General features: G+C 71.6%; 16 protein-coding genes. 8 read left to right on the top strand and 8 right to left on the bottom strand.

What is annotated here, in order from left to right; genetic code table 11:
• Positions 1-385 precede the first annotated feature (385 nt).
• Complete coding sequence (locus ACH4D3_RS36740) at positions 386-1,027, bottom strand: DNA-3-methyladenine glycosylase (protein WP_398331736.1); 642 nt, start codon at positions 1,025-1,027, stop codon at positions 386-388.
• 146 nt (positions 1,028-1,173) lie between these two features.
• On the opposite strand from ACH4D3_RS36740, the gene ACH4D3_RS36745 reads away from it, so the two are divergent.
• The 3 genes from ACH4D3_RS36745 to ACH4D3_RS36755 all read left to right on the top strand — a co-directional run bounded on the left by ACH4D3_RS36745 (position 1,174) and on the right by ACH4D3_RS36755 (position 3,209).
• The gene (locus ACH4D3_RS36745; RefSeq protein WP_398331739.1) at positions 1,174-1,956 is read left to right on the top strand and encodes a sporulation protein; all 783 of its coding nucleotides are present in this window, start codon (positions 1,174-1,176) and stop codon (positions 1,954-1,956) included.
• 50 nt (positions 1,957-2,006) lie between these two features.
• Positions 2,007-2,546, top strand: a complete 540-nt coding sequence (locus ACH4D3_RS36750; RefSeq protein ID WP_398331741.1) for a YbhB/YbcL family Raf kinase inhibitor-like protein — start codon at positions 2,007-2,009, stop codon at positions 2,544-2,546.
• Between the two features lie 156 nt (positions 2,547-2,702).
• Complete coding sequence (locus tag ACH4D3_RS36755) at positions 2,703-3,209, top strand: HNH endonuclease (RefSeq protein WP_398331743.1); 507 nt, start codon at positions 2,703-2,705, stop codon at positions 3,207-3,209.
• 127 nt (positions 3,210-3,336) lie between these two features.
• On the opposite strand, the gene ACH4D3_RS36760 is transcribed toward ACH4D3_RS36755, so the two are convergent.
• From ACH4D3_RS36760 to ACH4D3_RS36770, 3 genes are all read right to left on the bottom strand, one after another.
• A complete protein-coding gene (locus ACH4D3_RS36760; protein WP_398331746.1) occupies positions 3,337-4,296 on the bottom strand; it encodes an SPFH domain-containing protein in 960 nt (319 codons plus the stop codon).
• Between the two features lie 177 nt (positions 4,297-4,473).
• Positions 4,474-4,905 carry an NfeD family protein gene (locus ACH4D3_RS36765; protein WP_003977025.1) on the bottom strand — a complete coding sequence of 144 codons (432 nt, stop codon included), beginning with the start codon at positions 4,903-4,905 and terminating at the stop codon, positions 4,474-4,476.
• A 54-nt stretch (positions 4,906-4,959) separates the two neighbouring features.
• Positions 4,960-5,757 carry an ABC transporter ATP-binding protein gene (locus ACH4D3_RS36770; RefSeq protein WP_398331749.1) on the bottom strand — a complete coding sequence of 266 codons (798 nt, stop codon included), beginning with the start codon at positions 5,755-5,757 and terminating at the stop codon, positions 4,960-4,962.
• Between the two features lie 153 nt (positions 5,758-5,910).
• Between ACH4D3_RS36770 and ACH4D3_RS36775 the strand changes: the two genes are divergently transcribed.
• On the top strand, positions 5,911-6,690 hold the full coding sequence (locus tag ACH4D3_RS36775; RefSeq protein WP_398331752.1) for a hypothetical protein: 780 nt from the start codon (positions 5,911-5,913) through the stop codon (positions 6,688-6,690).
• Between the two features lie 150 nt (positions 6,691-6,840).
• Here the strand turns inward: ACH4D3_RS36775 and chpE are convergent, their stop codons facing one another.
• The 3 genes from chpE to ACH4D3_RS36790 all read right to left on the bottom strand — a co-directional run bounded on the left by chpE (position 6,841) and on the right by ACH4D3_RS36790 (position 9,068).
• Positions 6,841-7,089, bottom strand: coding sequence for a chaplin ChpE (chpE, locus tag ACH4D3_RS36780; protein WP_398331755.1), 249 nt, complete (start codon positions 7,087-7,089; stop codon positions 6,841-6,843).
• Positions 7,090-7,258: 169 nt separating this feature from the next.
• Positions 7,259-7,900 (bottom strand): response regulator, encoded by a 642-nt coding sequence (locus ACH4D3_RS36785; RefSeq protein ID WP_398331758.1) that lies wholly within the window; start codon positions 7,898-7,900, stop codon positions 7,259-7,261.
• Entirely contained in the window at positions 7,893-9,068 is a 1,176-nt protein-coding gene (locus ACH4D3_RS36790) for a GAF domain-containing sensor histidine kinase (protein ID WP_398331761.1), read from the bottom strand. Before ACH4D3_RS36790 ends, ACH4D3_RS36785 begins: the two co-directional genes overlap by 8 nt.
• 218 nt (positions 9,069-9,286) lie before the next feature.
• On the opposite strand from ACH4D3_RS36790, the gene ACH4D3_RS36795 reads away from it, so the two are divergent.
• From ACH4D3_RS36795 to ACH4D3_RS36805, 3 genes are all read left to right on the top strand, one after another.
• Positions 9,287-9,982: an SDR family NAD(P)-dependent oxidoreductase gene (locus ACH4D3_RS36795; RefSeq protein ID WP_398331764.1), complete on the top strand. Its 696-nt coding sequence runs from the start codon at positions 9,287-9,289 to the stop codon at positions 9,980-9,982.
• The gene (locus ACH4D3_RS36800) at positions 9,982-11,091 is read left to right on the top strand and encodes an S-adenosylmethionine:tRNA ribosyltransferase-isomerase (RefSeq protein WP_398331767.1); all 1,110 of its coding nucleotides are present in this window, start codon (positions 9,982-9,984) and stop codon (positions 11,089-11,091) included. Before ACH4D3_RS36795 ends, ACH4D3_RS36800 begins: the two co-directional genes overlap by 1 nt.
• A gap of 353 nt (positions 11,092-11,444) precedes the next feature.
• The gene (locus ACH4D3_RS36805; protein WP_398331770.1) at positions 11,445-12,164 is read left to right on the top strand and encodes a transglycosylase SLT domain-containing protein; all 720 of its coding nucleotides are present in this window, start codon (positions 11,445-11,447) and stop codon (positions 12,162-12,164) included.
• Positions 12,165-12,290: 126 nt separating this feature from the next.
• On the opposite strand, the gene ACH4D3_RS36810 is transcribed toward ACH4D3_RS36805, so the two are convergent.
• Positions 12,291-14,846 carry an FHA domain-containing protein gene (locus ACH4D3_RS36810; protein ID WP_398331773.1) on the bottom strand — a complete coding sequence of 852 codons (2,556 nt, stop codon included), beginning with the start codon at positions 14,844-14,846 and terminating at the stop codon, positions 12,291-12,293.
• Positions 14,847-15,085: 239 nt separating this feature from the next.
• Here ACH4D3_RS36810 and ACH4D3_RS36815 point away from each other — a divergent pair, with 239 nt between their 5' ends.
• The gene (locus ACH4D3_RS36815) at positions 15,086-16,993 is read left to right on the top strand and encodes a streptophobe family protein (RefSeq protein ID WP_398331776.1); all 1,908 of its coding nucleotides are present in this window, start codon (positions 15,086-15,088) and stop codon (positions 16,991-16,993) included.
• Positions 16,994-17,073: the final 80 nt, after the last annotated feature.

Here is a 17,073-nt window from a genome sequence, read left to right on the forward strand (position 1 = left end):
CTGGCGTTGACTTTTGGCACGCTGTTGAGTTCTCAAGGAACGGACGCTTCCTTCGTACTCACCCTCTCGGGCTTTCCTCCGGGCGCTTCCCTTCGATCTTGCGTTTCCGACTCTATCAGATCTTTTTCGATCCGATTCCCTGTCGGCGGGATTTGCCGATGCCTTCGGGCTTTCGCTCGTCGGCCTTTCGACATTCACTACGTTAGCCGATTTCTCTGCGGACTCATAATCGAGTCCGGCGAGTTTGAATTCAGGCATGCTGACATGCCGAATTCGCTCCCGCTGAGGGAAGTCGTAGGTAGTGGGTTGGCCGCTTCCGGCTGCAGGCGATTGCCGTACCCGGGTCAAGCGGCTCGGGCTACGTTACGCGTCTGCCAAAGGAGAGTCAACTTCGGCGCTTCCTAGGGGCATGGGCCCGATACGGGCTGACCGTCGGGTCGTCGGCGACCCAGTAACGCCAGGGGTGCACGCCGCCTTCGCCGGCCACGCCGGTACGGGGGCCGTTCCGTACCTGGTCACCCGGTGCGGGGGTGCCGGTCAGAATGCGCAGCGGCGTCTCCTGGGACGCGCACGCGTCCGTGCCGTTCAACGCGCGGTCCACGCCCAGGGCGGTGGCGAGGCGGGCCGGGCCTTTGGCCAGTTCCTTGTCGTTGCGGGCGGAGAGCCGGCGGGTCCGGGCCAGCTCGGCCCCCTCGATGATCTCGCCGGCACGGAGCAGAACCGCGCTCGACCTGCCCTCGGGGCCGCACACCAGGTTCATGCAGAACCACATGCCGTAGGTGAAGTAGACGTACACGTGTCCGGGGGGACCGAACATCACCTCGTTGCGAGGGGTGCGACCGCGGTAGGCGTGGGAGCCGGGGTCGTTCTGACCGTCGTAGGCCTCCACCTCCGTCAGGCGGAGGGCGATCGGGCCGTCCGGGGTGGTGCGCACCAGGATGCGGCCCAGGAGGTCGGGGGCCACCTCGAGGACGGGGCGGTCGAAGAATTCCCTGGGCAGGGGCGTACGGTCGGGGCTCGCGATCATGCCGTCCGAGCCTAACGCAGCCGGGACCGTGCGTGGGGTGGTCGGGGAGCGTCCGCCTTGCCAGGGTGTGGGGCGCGGAACCGGCCACGGTCGGATCGCGTTTGTATGGGTCGAGGATCCACACGTAAGCCTGGAGAGGGAGAGATATGGCGTTCAAGAAGCTGCTCGCGAGTCTGGGGGCCGGCGGGGCTTCGGTCGAGACCGTGCTGAGCGAGAGCAACGTCGTTCCGGGGGGTGTCGTCCAGGGCGAGGTGCGGATCCAGGGCGGGTCCGTCGACCAGGAGATCGAGGGGCTGTCGGTCGGGCTTCAGGCCAAGGTCGAGGTGGAGAGCGGCGACCAGGAGTACAAGCAGGACATCGAGTTCACCAAGGTGCGACTCGGTGGTGCCTTCGAGCTGAAGGCCGGAGTGGTGCACGCGGTGCCGTTCGGGCTCGAGATCCCGTGGGAGACGCCGATCACCATGATCGACGGGCAGTCGCTGCGCGGGATGAACATCGGCGTCACCACGGAGCTGGAGATCGCGCGCGCCGTGGACTCCGGTGACCTGGACGCGATCAACGTGCATCCGCTGCCGGCGCAGAAGGCGATCCTGGACGCGTTCATCGGCCTGGGCTTCCGCTTCAAGAACGCGGACATGGAGCGGGGCCACATCCGGGGTACGCGGCAGCAGCTGCCCTTCTACCAGGAGATCGAGTTCTTCCCGCCGCAGCAGTACCGCGGGCTGAACCAGGTCGAGCTGAGCTTCGTGGCCGACGCGCAGGCGATGGACGTCGTGCTGGAGATGGACAAGAAGCCCGGGCTGTTCAGCGAGGGCAGCGACACGTTCCGCTCCTTCAAGGTCGGGCTGAACGACTACCAGGGCACCGACTGGACGGCGTACCTCAACCAGTGGCTCTCCGAGGTCGGCAGCAAGCGCAACTGGTTCTAGAAGATCTAGGCTCGGTCATCTCTGCACCAGACCATTCAGGAGGTACCGAGGTGACCGAGCTGAAGCGGCGTCCGCTCCCCCATGACTTCCACCCGCCCGTGGCGTCCTTCACCGTCACGAGTGAGGACGTCCCGGAGGGCGGGACGCTCAAGGACGACCAGGTCCACGCGGTCGGCAACACCTCCCCGCACCTGCGGTGGGAGGGCTTCCCGGCCGAGACCAGGAGCTTCGCCGTGACGTGCTACGACCCGGACGCCCCGACGGGCAGCGGGTTCTGGCACTGGGTGGTGTTCGACATCCCGGCCTCGGTGACCGAGCTGCCGGCGGGTGCGGGCAGCGGCGCGTTCGAGGGGCTGCCCGAAGGCGCGGTGCACGCGCGCAACGACTACGGCGGCAAGGACTTCGGCGGGGCCGCGCCGCCGGCCGGGGACGGCCCGCACCGGTACGTGTTCACCGTGTACGCCGTGGACCAGGAGAAGCTCGGCCCGGACGCGGACGCCACGCCCGCGTTCGTGGGCTTCAACCTGCGGTTCCACGCGATCGCTCGGGCCCAGCTGATCGCCGAGTACGAGGTGCCCGCCGGCAGCTGATCCGGCTGAGCGTTCATGGAACGTTTGCCCGCCCCTGGTCTTGGAATGGATCAGGGGCGGGCATCTTTATATTGCGTTGTCCATCCCGGCGTGCCCGGCCAGAGTTGTTCCCAGCCCGCCAGGCGGTGGGCCGGTACGCACGGGAGGTGGGCTGGTATGCGGGACACGCTGGTGCTGAACGCGAGCTTCGAGCCGTTGTCGACGGTGACGTTGAATCGAGCCGTCGTTCTGGTGCTCCAGGACAAGGCCGTCGTCGAACAGGCCCACCCCTCGCTGCGCATGCGCGGTGCCGCGCTGGACATACCCGCGCCCCGGGTGATCAGGCTGTGCCAGTACGTGCGGGTGCCGTTTCGAAGACGGGCTCCGTGGTCGAGGCGGGGGGTGCTGGTCCGGGACCGGCACCGGTGCGCGTACTGCGGGCGGCGGGCGACGACCGTCGACCACGTGGTGCCGCGGTCGCACGGTGGGCAGGACACCTGGCTGAACACGGTGGCCTCGTGCGCGGAGGACAATCACCGCAAGGCGAACCGGACTCCGGAGCAGGCGGGGATGCCGTTGCTTCGGGCGCCGTTCGAGCCGACTCCGGCCGACGCGATGTTGCTGGCGCTGGCCCGGGACGACTTCGCCGCGCTGCCGGAGTGGTTGGTTCTGGACGCGGCGTGACGGCTGCGCCGTGAGGGCTTGGGTCATCTGCCCGGGCGCAGGCCGTCCTCGGCTGGTCGCGCAGTTCCCCGCGCCCCTTTTTGGGCGCGGAGGGGCGCGGACGGAACCCGGCGCCACGTGGTGCCGGCTAGTCGATCGTCGGCTTCTCGCGGCGTTCCTGGGCGGGGACGCTCGCGCCGCCGTTGCCGCCTCCGGTGCCCGAACCGCCGCCCAGGCCGCCGAGGTTGCCCATGGCGCCGGAGAGGCCCTTGAGGGCATCGCCGATTTCGCTGGGGACGATCCAGAGCTTGTTGGCGTCGCCCTCGGCGATCTTCGGGAGCATCTGGAGGTACTGGTAGGAGAGCAGCTTCTGGTCCGGGTCGCCGGCGTGGATGGCCTCGAAGACCGTGCGGACGGCCTGGGCCTCGCCCTCGGCGCGCAGGGCGGCGGCCTTGGCCTCACCTTCGGCGCGCAGGATCTGGGACTGCTTCTCGCCCTCTGCGCGCAGGATCTCGGACTGCCGGACACCTTCGGCCTGGAGGATCGCGGCGCGCTTGTCACGGTCGGCGCGCATCTGCTTCTCCATCGAGTCCTGGATGGAGGTGGGCGGTTCGATGGCCTTGAGTTCGACGCGGTTGACGCGGATGCCCCACTTGCCGGTGGCCTCGTCGAGGACGCCGCGCAGGGCCGCGTTGATCTCCTCGCGGGAGGTCAGGGTCCGTTCCAGGTCCATGCCGCCGATGATGTTGCGCAGGGTGGTGACGGTGAGCTGCTCGATGGCCTGGATGTAGCTGGCGACCTCGTAGGTCGCGGCGCGGGCGTCGGTCACCTGGTAGTAGATGACGGTGTCGATGTTGACGACCAGGTTGTCCTGGGTGATGACCGGCTGCGGCGGGAAGGGGACGACCTGTTCGCGCAGGTCGATGCGGTTGCGGATGGTGTCGATGAACGGGACCACGATGTTGAGGCCCGCGTTGAGGGTCCGCGTGTAGCGGCCGAAGCGCTCGACGATGGCGGCGCTGGCCTGCGGGATGACCTGGATGGTTTTGATCAGGGCGATGAAGACCAACACCACCAGGATGATCAGGACGATGATGACCGGTTCCATCGTGGGTGTCCGTCCCCTTCTCCGCCTCGGCGCTCCGGCAGATCCTATTGGCCAGATCCGTTGACCTGGCTGACCCTGACTACTGCTGATCTTACGGCTGTTGAGGATCTTGCTGGTCGAGTCTGACAGACCGTCGCGCGACGCGGAGGCCGTTCGGGCCACTTGTGCACGGCGGGGTCACATGATGACGGCCGTGGCCCCGTCGATCTCCACGACGTCCACTTCCTCGCCCGGCTCGAAGGCGCGCCCGGTGTCCAGGGCGCGTGCCGACCAGATCTCCCCGGCGAGTTTGATCCGGCCGCCGGCACCGTCGACCCGTTCCAGGACGACGGCCTGTCTGCCCTTCAGGGCGTCCACTCCCGTGGCCAGTTGGGGCTGTTGGGAGCGGTGTCGGGCGGCGATGGGCCGTACGACGGCGATGAGGGCGACCGAGACGATGACGAAGACGAGTACCTGGACGACCAGGTCCGCGCCCAGTCCGGAGGCGACGGCGGCGGCGACCGCGCCGACGGCGAACATCCCGAACTCCGGCATCGCGGTCACGACGAGCGGAATTCCGAGCGCTGCCGCGGCGACGAGCCACCACACCCATGCGTCGATGTCGTTCACGCTGTCATGGTAGGTCCGACGGTGACGCCGGGGACAGGGCGCACTTGGGGCGGGTCAGGACAGCGGGAGCCCCTTGGCGGTCCACCGGTCCCCGGCCTGCTCGACGACGAGCGGGAGTCCGAAGCAGCGGGACAGGTTGCGGGAGGTCAGTTCGAGCTCCAGCGGTCCGGCGGCCAGGACCTTGCCCTGACGGATCATCAGGACGTGGGTGAAGCCCGGGGCGATCTCCTCGACGTGGTGGGTGACCATGATCATGGAGGGTGCGATGGGGTCGCGGGCCAGTCGGCCGAGACGGCGGACGAGGTCCTCGCGGCCGCCGAGGTCGAGGCCGGCGGCGGGCTCGTCGAGGAGCAGCAGCTCGGGGTCGGTCATCAGGGCGCGGGCGATCAGGGTGCGCTTGCGCTCGCCCTCGGAGAGGGTGCCGAACCTGCGGTCCAGGTACTCGGTCATGCCGAGGCGGTCGAGGAAGGCGCGGGCGCGCTGCTCGTCGATGTCCTCGTACTCCTCCTGCCAGCCGGCGGTCATGCCGTACGCGGCGGTCAGGACGGTCTGCAGGACGGTCTGGCGCTTGGGCAGCTTGTCGGCCATGGCGATGCCGGCGACGCCGATGCGCGGGCGCAGTTCGAAGACGTCGGTGCCTGGCTTGCCGAGGGTCTCGCCGAGGATGGTGGCGGTGCCGCTGCTGGGGTAGAGGTAGCTGGACGCGACGTTGAGGAGGGTGGTCTTGCCGGCGCCGTTGGGGCCGAGGATGACCCAGCGCTCGCCCTCCTTGACCGACCAGGAGACCTGGTCCACCAGAGCCCGGCCCTCGCGGACCACGGTTACGTCCTGAAGCTCCAGAACATCGCTCATGAGCGCGTTGTCTCCCCTTGCATTGTGGCCGGTCTCGGCTGTCGCGTACACCTGTGACTCGGGCCGCGGCGCCGGTGGGCGCAGGCCCCTCCAGGAAATCTACGCCACCGGTCGGCGTAACCGTTCCATCGGTCCTGTCCTTAGGGTGGGGGCATGCTCTCGGAACCACGCGCAGGGCGCCTTGCCGCCTGGGGAAATGCCCTGATTGCCCATATGGTCTCGCCGGACGACGCCGCGGTCGCGATCGTCGGCGAGGACGCTGTGCACCGGGTGGAGGGGCTGCCGGGTGAAGACGCGCCGGTCGGTCTCACGCTGGCGTTGGGGCGGCTGCGGGCGCTCGGCGCGGTCGGGCTGCGGATCGCGCTGCCCGCGCCGGGCCATCCGCTGGGGCTGAGCGGGCCGCCGGAGTTCAACGCGCGGGCGCTGGAGGCCGAGGAGGCGGTGATCTGCGAGGGGGCCGCCCTGGGGCTGGTGCCGGAGGTGTACGAGGCGGGGCCCGAGGGCGACGTGCACGTCGAGGTCGTCTGGCACTGCCTGCCGGTGCGGGAGGCGCCGCCGGCGGACGTGCCCTCGCTCGGGGAGGCGGAGCGGGAGCTGGCGGAGGCGCTGCGGGACGCTACGGAGGTGCTGACGCGGCTGGATGTCGCCGGGTCGGGGCCGGTGGCGGAGGCGGCGGTCGCGGCGTACCGGGCGCGGGCGGAGCGCGGGCGGGAGGTGCTGGCGCCGGGGTATCCGCCGCGGGCGGTGCGGGTGCTGGAGTTGGCGCAGCGGGTGGGGATGTTGGTGTCGCTGGCGTCCGAGAACGGGCACGGGGGTGCGGTGAGCGCGTCCGAGATGGCCGCGCGGGGGGATGCGCTCAGGCCGGTGGAGCGGGTGGCTCGGCGGGCGCAGGTCGCGGCGTACAACTCCGTTGTGGTGGAGCGGCATCGGTGACGGTGCCGTGTCCTGGCGGGTGCCCGGCGTGAGTGCGGGCCCGGGGGTGGGGTGCGCTGCTCGGCGCCGACGAGGTGCCGCAGCGCCCACCCGTGCCGCCCCAGCGGCACGACTGCCCGCTGCTGAGACGGCATGGGAGGGTGGCCTGCGTCAGTGGTTGACGCCCAGGTTGCCGAAGGCCGGGTTCAGGAGGCCGATGACGTTGACGCTGTTGCCGACGGCGTTGACCGGGATGTGGATCGGCGCCTGGACCAGGTTGCCGGAGGCGACGCCCGGGGAGCCGATCGCCTTGCCGTGGGCGTGGGCGCCGCCGTCGGTGGCGGAGGCCATGCCCGCGCCGGCGGCGATCAGCCCGCCGGCCACCATCGTCACGGCCGCTGCCTTCTTCAGGTTCTTCACTTACAAGCCCTCCTTGCGATCGCCGCGGCAGTCGCCGCGGCACGCACTGGAGAACGGCCGGACCCCTCGAAGGATGCGCCATATGGGGGACATTCCCACGACGGTATGAATCTCCGACCGGAAGGGAACCCTCCGCCGCCCCGCCACGTACCGGGGCACTCGGTCGCGGTCAGCCGGCCACGCCGTGGCGCACGGCCCACAGGGCGGCCTGGGTGCGGTCCGCGAGGTCGAGTTTCATCAGGATGTTCGAGACGTGGGTCTTCACCGTCTTCTCGGAGAGGACGAGCGCACGCGCGATCTCCCGGTTGGAGCGGCCGTCCGCTATCAGGCCCAGCACCTCGCGCTCGCGCTCCGTGAGGGAGCCCGCCCTGCCCGGCCCGGAGCTGCTCTCCTCCTGGCTCAGGAGGGCGCCCGCGACCTCGGGCTGGAGCAGGATGTGCCCGGCGTGCACGGAGCGGATGGCGCCGGCCAGCGCGTCGGGGTCGACGTCCTTGTACACGTACCCGGCCGCGCCCGCCCGCAGGGCCGGGACCACGGTGCGCTGCTCGGTGAAGCTGGTGACGACCAGTACGCGCGCGTGGTTGTCCAGCTCGCGGAGCCGGCGCAGCGCGTCGACGCCGTCCATGCCCGGCATCTTGACGTCCATGAGGATCACGTCGGGCTTCAGTTCCTGGGCGCGGTCGACGCCCGCGGCGCCGTCCGCGGCCTCGCCGACCACCTCGATGTCGTCCTGTACCTCCAGGAAGGTGCGCAGTCCCCGGCGGACCACTTGGTGGTCGTCGACGAGCAGCACCTTGATCGCGTCAGCCACCGGGAACCTCCATCTCGATCGTGGTGCCCTCGCCGGGCGCGGACCGCACGGTCAGCCGGCCGCCGGTGCCGTTCGCCCGGTCGCGCATGGAGACCAGGCCGAGGTGGCGTCCGGCGCGGCGGACCGTGCGCGGGTCGAAGCCGCTTCCGTCGTCGGTGACCCGCAGGACGGTTCCGGTGTCCCGCCGGTGCAGGGCCACCTCGACGTGTTCCGCCCCCGAGTGGCGCAGGGCGTTGTGCAGTGCCTCCTGGGCCACTCGCAGCATCGCCTCCTCCTGGGCGGCCGGCAGGGCTTTGACGCCGTGGCCGGTGAAGGTGACGCGGGCGGCGTGGGCCCGGTCGAGGACCTGGATCTGGGTGCGCAGGGTGGCGACCAGGCCGTCCTCCTCCAGGGCGGCGGGGCGCAGCTCTACGACGGCGGCGCGCAGCTCGTCGGCGGCCTCGGCGGCGAGGGTGGCGACCTGGTGCAGCTCGCCCTTGGCGCGCGCGGGGTCGCGGTCGACCAGGGCGGTGGCGGCCTGGGCGGTCAGGCGCAGTGAGAACAGCTTCTGGCTGACCGCGTCGTGCAGTTCGTGGGCGAGGCGGGAGCGCTCCTCGGCGATGGTCAGCTCGCGGCTGCGCTCGTACAGGCGCGCGTTGGTGAGGGCGATGGCGGCGTGCTGGGCGAGGATGCCGAGCAGTTCCTCGTCGTCCTGGGTGAAGCCGCAGGTGCCCGTCGGTTCGGGGCACGGGGGGTGTGGGGGCCCCTCCGCAGGGCGCAGCTTGTTGGCGAGGAACAGGGCGCCGAGCACCTCGTCGCCGTCGCGGATCGGCAGGCCCAGGAAGTCGACCATGTCGGGGTGGGCGGAGGGCCAGCCGCCGAAACGGGGGTCCTTGCGGACGTCGGCGAGGCGCTCTGGGGTGGCCTCGTGGAGCATCGCGGCGAGGATGCCGTGCTGGCGCGGCAGCGGGCCGATGGCCTTCCACTGCTCGTCGCTCACGCCGTCGACCACGAACTGGGCGAAGCCGCCGTGGTCGTCGGGGACGCCGAGGGCGGCGTACTGGGCGTCGAGCAGTTCGCGGGCCGAGGCGACGATCGTCTTGAGGACGTCGCGCACCTCGAGGTGCCTGCTCATGGCCAGCAGCGCGGAACTCACCGCGGTGAGGCCGGACCGGGGGCCGTGGCTCATGTCCTCACGGTACCCGCGGCGGGCGGGGGCGGGATCGGCCCGGTGACGGGCGTCGCCTAGGGCGGTGGGACTAGGTCCTGGGTCCCGTCCGTCCGGCCTAGGGCGAAGGGCCCTCGGAGGTTGGGGCGCGTGCCCGAGGCGGGGGGCGGCGGCCGGTTCCTACGTTGAGGATCACGCCGGCCGAACGGACGGCGGGGACGACGAAGGGGATGTGTGCCATGCCGGTTGCGATCATCACGGGGGCATCCAAGGGGCTGGGCCGGGCACTCGCCGAGGCCCTGGCGGCACGGGGATGGGACCTGGTGCTGGACGCGAGGAGTCCCGAGGTCCTCAGGGAGGCGGCGCGGGGGCTGGAGGGGTACGGCACGCGCGTGGCGGCGTTGCCCGGTGACGTCACCGACTCCTGGCACCGGACGGGGCTGGTGGCGGAGGCCCGGCGGCTGGGCGGCGTGGATCTGCTGGTCAGCAATGCCAGCGCGCTGGGCGCCGAACCGCTGGTGCGGCTGGCGGAGCTGCCCCTGGAGGGTCTGCGGCGGGCTCTGGAGGTGAACGTGGTGGCCGCGCTGGGCCTGGTGCGTGAGGCGCTGCCGCTGCTGCGGGAGGCCCCCGCGGGCGCGGTGATGACGATCAGCTCCGACGCGGCCGCCGAGGCGTACGAGACGTGGGGCGGCTACGGGGCGTCCAAGGCGGCCCTGGACCAGCTGGCGGCGGTGCTGGGGGCCGAGGAGCCGGGCCTGCGGGTCTGGGCGGTCGATCCGGGGGACATGGCCACGGACCTGTACGCGGCGGCCGTGCCGGACGACCAGGACCCGCGGCCGGACCCCGCGAGTGTCGTGCCGGGGCTGCTGCGGCTGCTGGACGAGCGTCCGGCGAGCGGGCGCTACGGGGCTCCGGCGCTGCTGGAGGCGCGGTGATGTCGCCACTGGCGGTGCGGGTCCCCCAGGAGCTGTCGGCCCGGGTGCCGGCCGAGCAGCGGGGGCCGGGGCTCGACCGGGACGGCGTACGGCTGCTGGTGTCGCGGGGCACCGAGGTGTCGCACCACGGGTTCGCGGAGCTGCCGGGGCTGCTGCGGGCCGGTGATCTGCTGGTGGTGAACACCTCGCCCACGCTGGCCGCCGCGGTGGACGGCCGGGTCGGGCACGCGCGCGTGGTGGTGCACTTCTCCACGCGCGGGGACGACGGCCGGTGGGCGGTGGAGCTGCGGGAGCCGGACGGGAGGGGCACCACGCGCGCGCGTGCGGAGGCAGCGGAGGCGGCGGGCCTCCCGCGCGCGCGTGCGGAGAGTGTGGAGGCGCGCGGGTGCGGGGGTCCGGCGGGGACCAAGGTGCGGCTGCCGGGTGGTGCGCGGCTGGTGCTGGAGGAGCCGCTGAGTGCGCGCGGGGAGCGGTTGTGGTGGGCGCGGGTGTCGGGGGCGGAGGTGCCCGCGTTGCTGCGGGAGCACGGGCGGCCCATTCGCTACTCCTATACGGAGCGGGACCAGCCGCTGTCCGTCTATCAGACGGTGTTCGCGCTGCCGTACGCGGACGGGACGGGCAGTGCGGAGATGCCGAGCGCGGCGCGGCCCTTCACGGCGCGGCTGGTGGCGGAGCTGGTGAGCCGCGGGGTGCAGTTCGCGCCGGTGACGCTGCACACGGGGGTGGCCTCGGCCGAGTCGCACGAGCCGCCCTACCCGGAGCGGTTCGCGGTGCCTCGGGCGTCGGCGCGGCTGATCAACGCCGTACGTGCCGGTGACGGGCGGGTGGTGGCGGTGGGCACGACGGCCGTACGGGCGGTGGAGTCGGCGGCCGGGGCCGACGGGGTCGTACGGGCGCGGGCGGGGTGGACCGATCTGGTGGTGACGCCGGAGCGCGGGGTGCGGGTGGTGGACGGCCTGCTGACGGGGTTGCACGAGCCCGAGGCCTCGCATCTGCTGATGCTGGAGGCGGTGGCGGGGCGGGCGGCGATCGACCGCGGGTACGAGGCGGCTGTGCGGCGGCGCTACCTGTGGCACGAGTTCGGGGACGTCCATCTCCTCCTGCCGTAGGAGGGCGGCGCACACCCACTCACACATCGCATTGCTTCAGCAACTAGCAGTAAGAAAGGTGGGGGTCCGATGTGAGCCCGCGCATAGGGCGCACGTCACGTACGAAGGGGAGTAGGAGAACGACTCGTCCGTTTTGAGCGGGGCAGATGGTCCATTCTGCCCCGCTTTGCCGTTCCCTGATCCACTACCCGGCTTCGTACGTCACACCTTTGCCTCCGGATTTTGCGGCCGCTAAGAATTGCTCTCGTCGCTCAGCGCCGTGGGTTCTCCCCCGCGGCGTTTGTGCCGGAAGCACCAACTGTCCCCACCGGACGAGAGCGACCTCCGCGCTATCCGAAGAGGTCTATCCCGCCATGCTCAAGAACATCCTTCCCCGTGGTCGCAGTCGTTCCCTGAACCGCACCCAGAAGGCCGCGATCGCCGGCGTCGGCGCGCTCGGCGCCGCCGCCGTCGCCCTCACCGCCGTCCCGGCCAGCGGCCAGACGACGACCACGAGCGAGGCCGCTCCCACGGCCAAGGTGGCGTACAGCACCAAGCAGATCCAGGACGTGCACGCCGGTGTCACCGGCCAGCTCGCCGGCGCCAGCCAGAAGGTCGCCGCCATCGAGGCCAAGCAGGAGGCGGCCGCCAAGAAGGCGACCGCCGAGAAGAAGGCCGCCGCCAAGAAGGCCGCCGCCAAGCGTGCGGCCAAGGAGACCACCAGCCGCTCCGCCGAGCGCACCGAGGTCAAGAAGGCCGCGCCGAAGTCCTACCCGAACAACCTCGACGGCTGGATCCGCGAGGCCCGCGCCATCATGAAGAAGCACGGCATCCCCGGAACCTACGAGGGCATCCACCGCAACATCATGCGGGAGTCCTCCGGCAATCCGAAGGCCATCAACGACTGGGACATCAACGCCATCAACGGCATCCCGTCGAAGGGCCTGCTCCAGGTCATCCCGCCGACGTTCGCCGCCTACCACGTCCCGGGCACCTCGAAGAACATCTACGACCCGGTCGCCAACATCGTCGCCGCGTGCAACTACGCCGCGGACAAGTACGGCACCATGGACAACGTCGACAGCGCGTACTGAGGTCGGCGCGGACCTCTTCACGACGTCGCCGACGCCGCACCGCAACGCCGAAGGGCGGCACCCTCCTGACGGGGTGCCGCCCTTCGGGGCGTGCGGGCCGGGCCTTCGGGCCCGCCGGACCTCGGCCTACTTGCGCATGACCTCGGGCTCGTGCCGGCGCAGGAAGCGGGCGACGAAGAAGCCGCAGATCACGCCGAGGACGATCAGCGCGACCATGTCCATGCCCCAGGCGCCGACGGTGTGCTCCCACAGCGGGTCGGCCTCGGCGCCCTTCTCGGGCGGGCTGATCTTGTTGAAGTCCAGCGTGGCACCGGCCGCGGCGACCGCCCAGCGCGAGGGCATCAGGTACGAGAACTGGTTGACGCCGACCGCGCCGTTCAGGGCGAAGAGGCAGCCGGTGAAGACGACCTGGATGATCGCGAACATCACCAGCAGCGGCATGGTCTTCTCGGCGGTCTTCACCAGCGACGAGATGACCAGGCCGAACATCATCGAGGTGAAGCCGAGGGCCATGATCGGCAGGGACAGCTCGACCAGCGTCATCCCCCCGAGGACCAGCCCCTCCTCCGGGATCTCGCGGCTGGCGAAGCCGATCACGCCGACCAGCAGGCCCTGGAACACCGTGATCAGGCCGAGCACGAAGACCTTGGACATCAGGTACGCGGACCGGGACAGGCCGGTCGCGCGTTCCCGCTCGTAGATCACCCGTTCCTTGATCAGCTCACGGACCGAGTTCGCGGCACCGGCGAAGCAGGCGCCGACCGCGAGGATCAGCAGGACCGTGGTGGCGGTGCCGTTCGGGATGATCCGGCCGGTCTGCGGGTTCGCGGGGTTGGGCAGCAGGCCCTTGTCCGCGTCGATGAGCAGGCTCACCGCGCCCAGCACGGCCGGCAGGATCACCATCAGGGCCAGGAAGCCCTTGTCGGAGGCGATCACCGAGGTGTAGCGGCGCACCAGCGTGACGAACTGGGACATCCAGCCCTGCGGCTTCGGCGGCTTCATCGCCTGCATCGGCGGCACCTGTACGGACTGCGGCGCGACGGCGTCGAGGTCCGCGGCGTACATCTGGTAGTGCTGCGAGCCCTTCCAGCGGCCCGCCCAGTCGTAGTCGCGGTAGTTCTCGAAGGCGGAGAAGACGTCGGCCCAGGTGTCGTAGCCGAAGAAGTTCAGCGCCTCCTCGGGCGGGCCGAAGTAGGCCACGGAACCGCCCGGTGCCATCACGAGGAGCTTGTCGCAGGTCGCCAGCTCGGCCACCGAGTGGGTGACGACGAGGACGGTGCGGCCGTCGTCGGCGAGACCGCGCAGCAGCTGCATGACGTCGCGGTCCATGCCCGGGTCGAGGCCGGAGGTCGGCTCGTCCAGGAAGATCAGCGACGGCTTGGTCAGCAGCTCCAGGGCGACGGAGACGCGCTTGCGCTGGCCGCCGGACAGGGACGTGACCTTCTTGTCCTTGTGGATGTCCAGCTTCAGCTCGCGCAGCACCTCGTCGATGCGGGCGTCGCGCTCGGCGGCCGTGGTGTCGGCCGGGAAGCGGAGCTTCGCCGCGTACTTGAGCGCCTTCTTGACGGTCAGCTCCTTGTGCAGGATGTCGTCCTGCGGGACCAGACCGATGCGCTGGCGCAGCTCGGCGAACTGCTTGTACAGGTTCCGGTTGTCGTAGAGGACCTCGCCCTGGTCGGCCGGCCGGTAGCCGGTGAGCGCCTTGAGCAGGGTCGACTTGCCGGATCCCGACGGACCGATGACCGCGATCAGCGACTTCTCGGGCACGCCGAAGGAGACGTCCTTGAGGATCTGCTTGCCGCCGTCGACCGTGACGGTCAGGTGCCGGGCGGAGAAGGAGACCTCACCGGTGTCGACGAACTCCTCGAGCCGGTCGCCGACGATCTGGAACGTCGAGTGGCCGACGCCCACGATGTCGGTCGGGCCGAGCAGCTGCGAGCCGCCCTTGGCGATCGGCTGGCCGTTGACGTACGTGCCGTTGTGCGAGCCCAGGTCGCGGATTTCCATGCGCCCGTCGGGCGTCGAGTGGAACTCCGCGTGGTTGCGGGAGACCTGGAGGTCGGAGACGACCAGGTCGTTCTCCAGGGCACGGCCGATGCGCATGACGCGGCCGAGCGAGAACTGGTGGAACGTGGTCGGGCTGCGGTCCCCGTGGGCCGGTGGGGCCCCCGCCGCGCCGCCTGGTCCCTGCTGCTGGGGGAAGTGCGGCGCGGCCTGCTGCGGTGGCTGTTGCTGCTGCCAGCCGGCCTGCTGGGCCTGGGGCTGCTGCCCGTGCTGCGGTGCCTGCTGCGGCGGCGCCTGCTGGGCCCAGCCCGCGTTGGCGCCCTGCGCGGCGTACGGCTGCTGCGGCTGCTGTTGCGGCTGGGCCTGCGGCGCGCCGGCCGGGGCCTGTGCGCCGGTCAGGCTCACGCGTGGCCCGTCGGTCGCGTTGCCCAGGTTCAGCACCGTGCCGGCGCCGAGCTCCATCTGCTGGACCCGCTGCCCGTGCACGAACGTGCCGTTGGTGCTGCCGTGGTCCTCGACCACCCAACTGCGGCCGTTGAAACTGATCGTGGCATGCCGCCAGGAGACCCTGGCGTCGTCGTAAACAAGCTCCCCCTGCGGATCGCGTCCTAGCGCGTATGACCGGGACGGATCGAGCGTCCAGGTCCGTCCATTGGATTCCAGTACGAGTTCCGGCACTCCAGCCCCACTGAGTTGTCCCCCGTTGTGCTCCCGTCGCGGGGAGTCTAGGGATGTCGAACATCGGGGGGAACTATTTCAGGCTCGGGGCCCTGACCGAAAGTCGGGCCTTGTGAAAAGTGCGCAGGCACCCGTCGGCCGTTCCCGTTGACGGGGTTGAAACCTGCCCGGAGAGTGGTATTCCACGCGAGGGGGACATGCGCGGCAACCTGACCGCGCAGCGGATCGGGGGGTCTGCCATGAGCGCGTCCACGAGCGTCGGAACCGAGGGCTACGGCACCCGTGTGCCGTGGGGCGACGTACTGCTGTCCGCGATCGCCTCCGTGAGCTGGGCGTTGATCGGCATGGCGGGAACGGCGGCGCTCGGCCTGCACCTGCTGGACGCGGACGCGGCGGGCTCGCTCGGGCCGATGACCGCGGCGGTCGTGGCGCTCGGGGCGGGTGGTTCGGTCACACCGGCCGGTGATGTGTCCGCGTTCGGTCTGAAAGGGGCCGAGGCGCACACGGCCATCGAGATCACGCCACTGGGGGTGGGGCTGGTCGGTGCGCTGTTCCTGTCGTTCTTCTTCCTGCGCTCCCTGCGGGCGGCCGGAGTCGTCGTCCCGCCCGCCGAACTCCTGGCGCGCGCGGGCGCGGTGGTCGCGCTGTTCGTGGCGATGACGGGCGGACTGGCCTGGGCGGGGCACGACGTCGTCACCATCGACGGCGGTGCGCTCGGGCTCGACGACCTGCCCGGCGGGGGCGGGAGCGGCGGGCTGGAGATTCCGGGGCTCGGTGACGTGGGCGACATCGGCGGGCTGCTGCCCGACCGGGTCGGTGACCTCGTGGACGCCCGGGCCGCCGTCGGGTTCACCGTCGACACCGCGCCCACGTTGCTGGGCGGTCTCGTCTGGTCCGCGGGGGTGCTGCTGATCGCGTTGCTGGCCTCGCGCCGCACTCCGCTGCCGCGCGGCTGCGAGGCCCTGCACCGGGTGGTGCGGCCGGCCGTGTCCGCCCTGGTCACGGTGGCGCTGACGGCGGTGGCGGCCGGTCTCGCGGCGGCGGCGTACGCGGCGATCGGCGACGACCACCCCCGGCGGATCGCGGGGGCCGCGCTGCTGGGTGCGCCGAACGGCGTCTGGCTCGGCGTCCCGCTCGGCCTGTTCGTGCCGTGGGACGGGCGGGCCACCGGTCAGCTGGTCGGGGTGCTCCCGGCTCCGCTCGACGAACTGCTCGGCTCCGGCGCCGAAAGGCCGGTCACGCTGGGGCGGCTGGCGGAGCTGGACGGACGGGTGTGGCTGCTGGGAGTGGCCGCGGCACTGATGATGCTGCTGGCCGGGGTGCTGACGGCGGTGCGGACACCGGTGGTGCCCGGTGCCGCAGGTCCCCTCGCCCTCGCCGGGCGCTGTGCGCTGCGGCTGGGCATCGCCACCGCGGTGACGCTGCCGCTGTCGGCCCGGCTCACGGAGGTCTCCGTGGACGCCTCCCTGTCGGTGCTCGGCATCGACGCCTTCGGCGCGGGCATCGACCTGCACGGACATCTCGGTGCCGCCCTGCTGCTGGGTGCCGTCTGGGGCGCGGGTGCGGGGGCTGCCGGGGCGCTGCTGGCGTGCGCGAGCGGGGCCGCGGGAGGCCGGGCCACGGGCTTGGCACTCAGTGCCGGGGCGGTGCGGGAGGGCGTCGGCGCGGGAGGCGGGGCGTATGCGGGCCCGGCCTCGGGGCCGTACCGGCCGGGTACGCCGCACCGGCCGCCCGACCCGGACGCCAATCCCTACCTGCGGTCACGCGAGGGGGTGGCGCGGCCGGAGTCCGGCACCCCGCCGGGAACGGGCGAACCCGAAGAGGCCCGCCCGGCGGGGGTGGACCCGGCACGGCAGCAGGGCGGCGGCGCGGTCCGTCGGAGCGGTGGCCCCGGGCGGTACGGCGACGGCGCGGAACGGGGCGACGTGGCGGGACGGGAGGACGGTGGAACGGATCGCCGGGCCGCCGCCGACGACGACGTGTACGGCGCCCCGACGGTGGCCGGGCCACTGGGTCCGCCCCCGAGGGCGCCGCGTCGGCCGCCTGGGCCGGGAGAACGGCCGCCGCGGCCCCGGCCCTGGGGCGAGGGCCCTCCTCCCCCGCCGCCCCCGCCACCCGCACCGCCTCGGCGCCCCCGCGACGAGTAGCCACGGTCCGGTCCACTCCGCCACCGACCCGGCCGGACGGGGTGGGTGCGGCTCCTGTCCGCCAGTCGGACCTGGGGCGC

This window comes from Streptomyces sp. NPDC018026, from assembly GCF_044327745.1.
In the GTDB taxonomy this organism is placed as follows: domain Bacteria; phylum Actinomycetota; class Actinomycetes; order Streptomycetales; family Streptomycetaceae; genus Streptomyces; species Streptomyces rubrogriseus.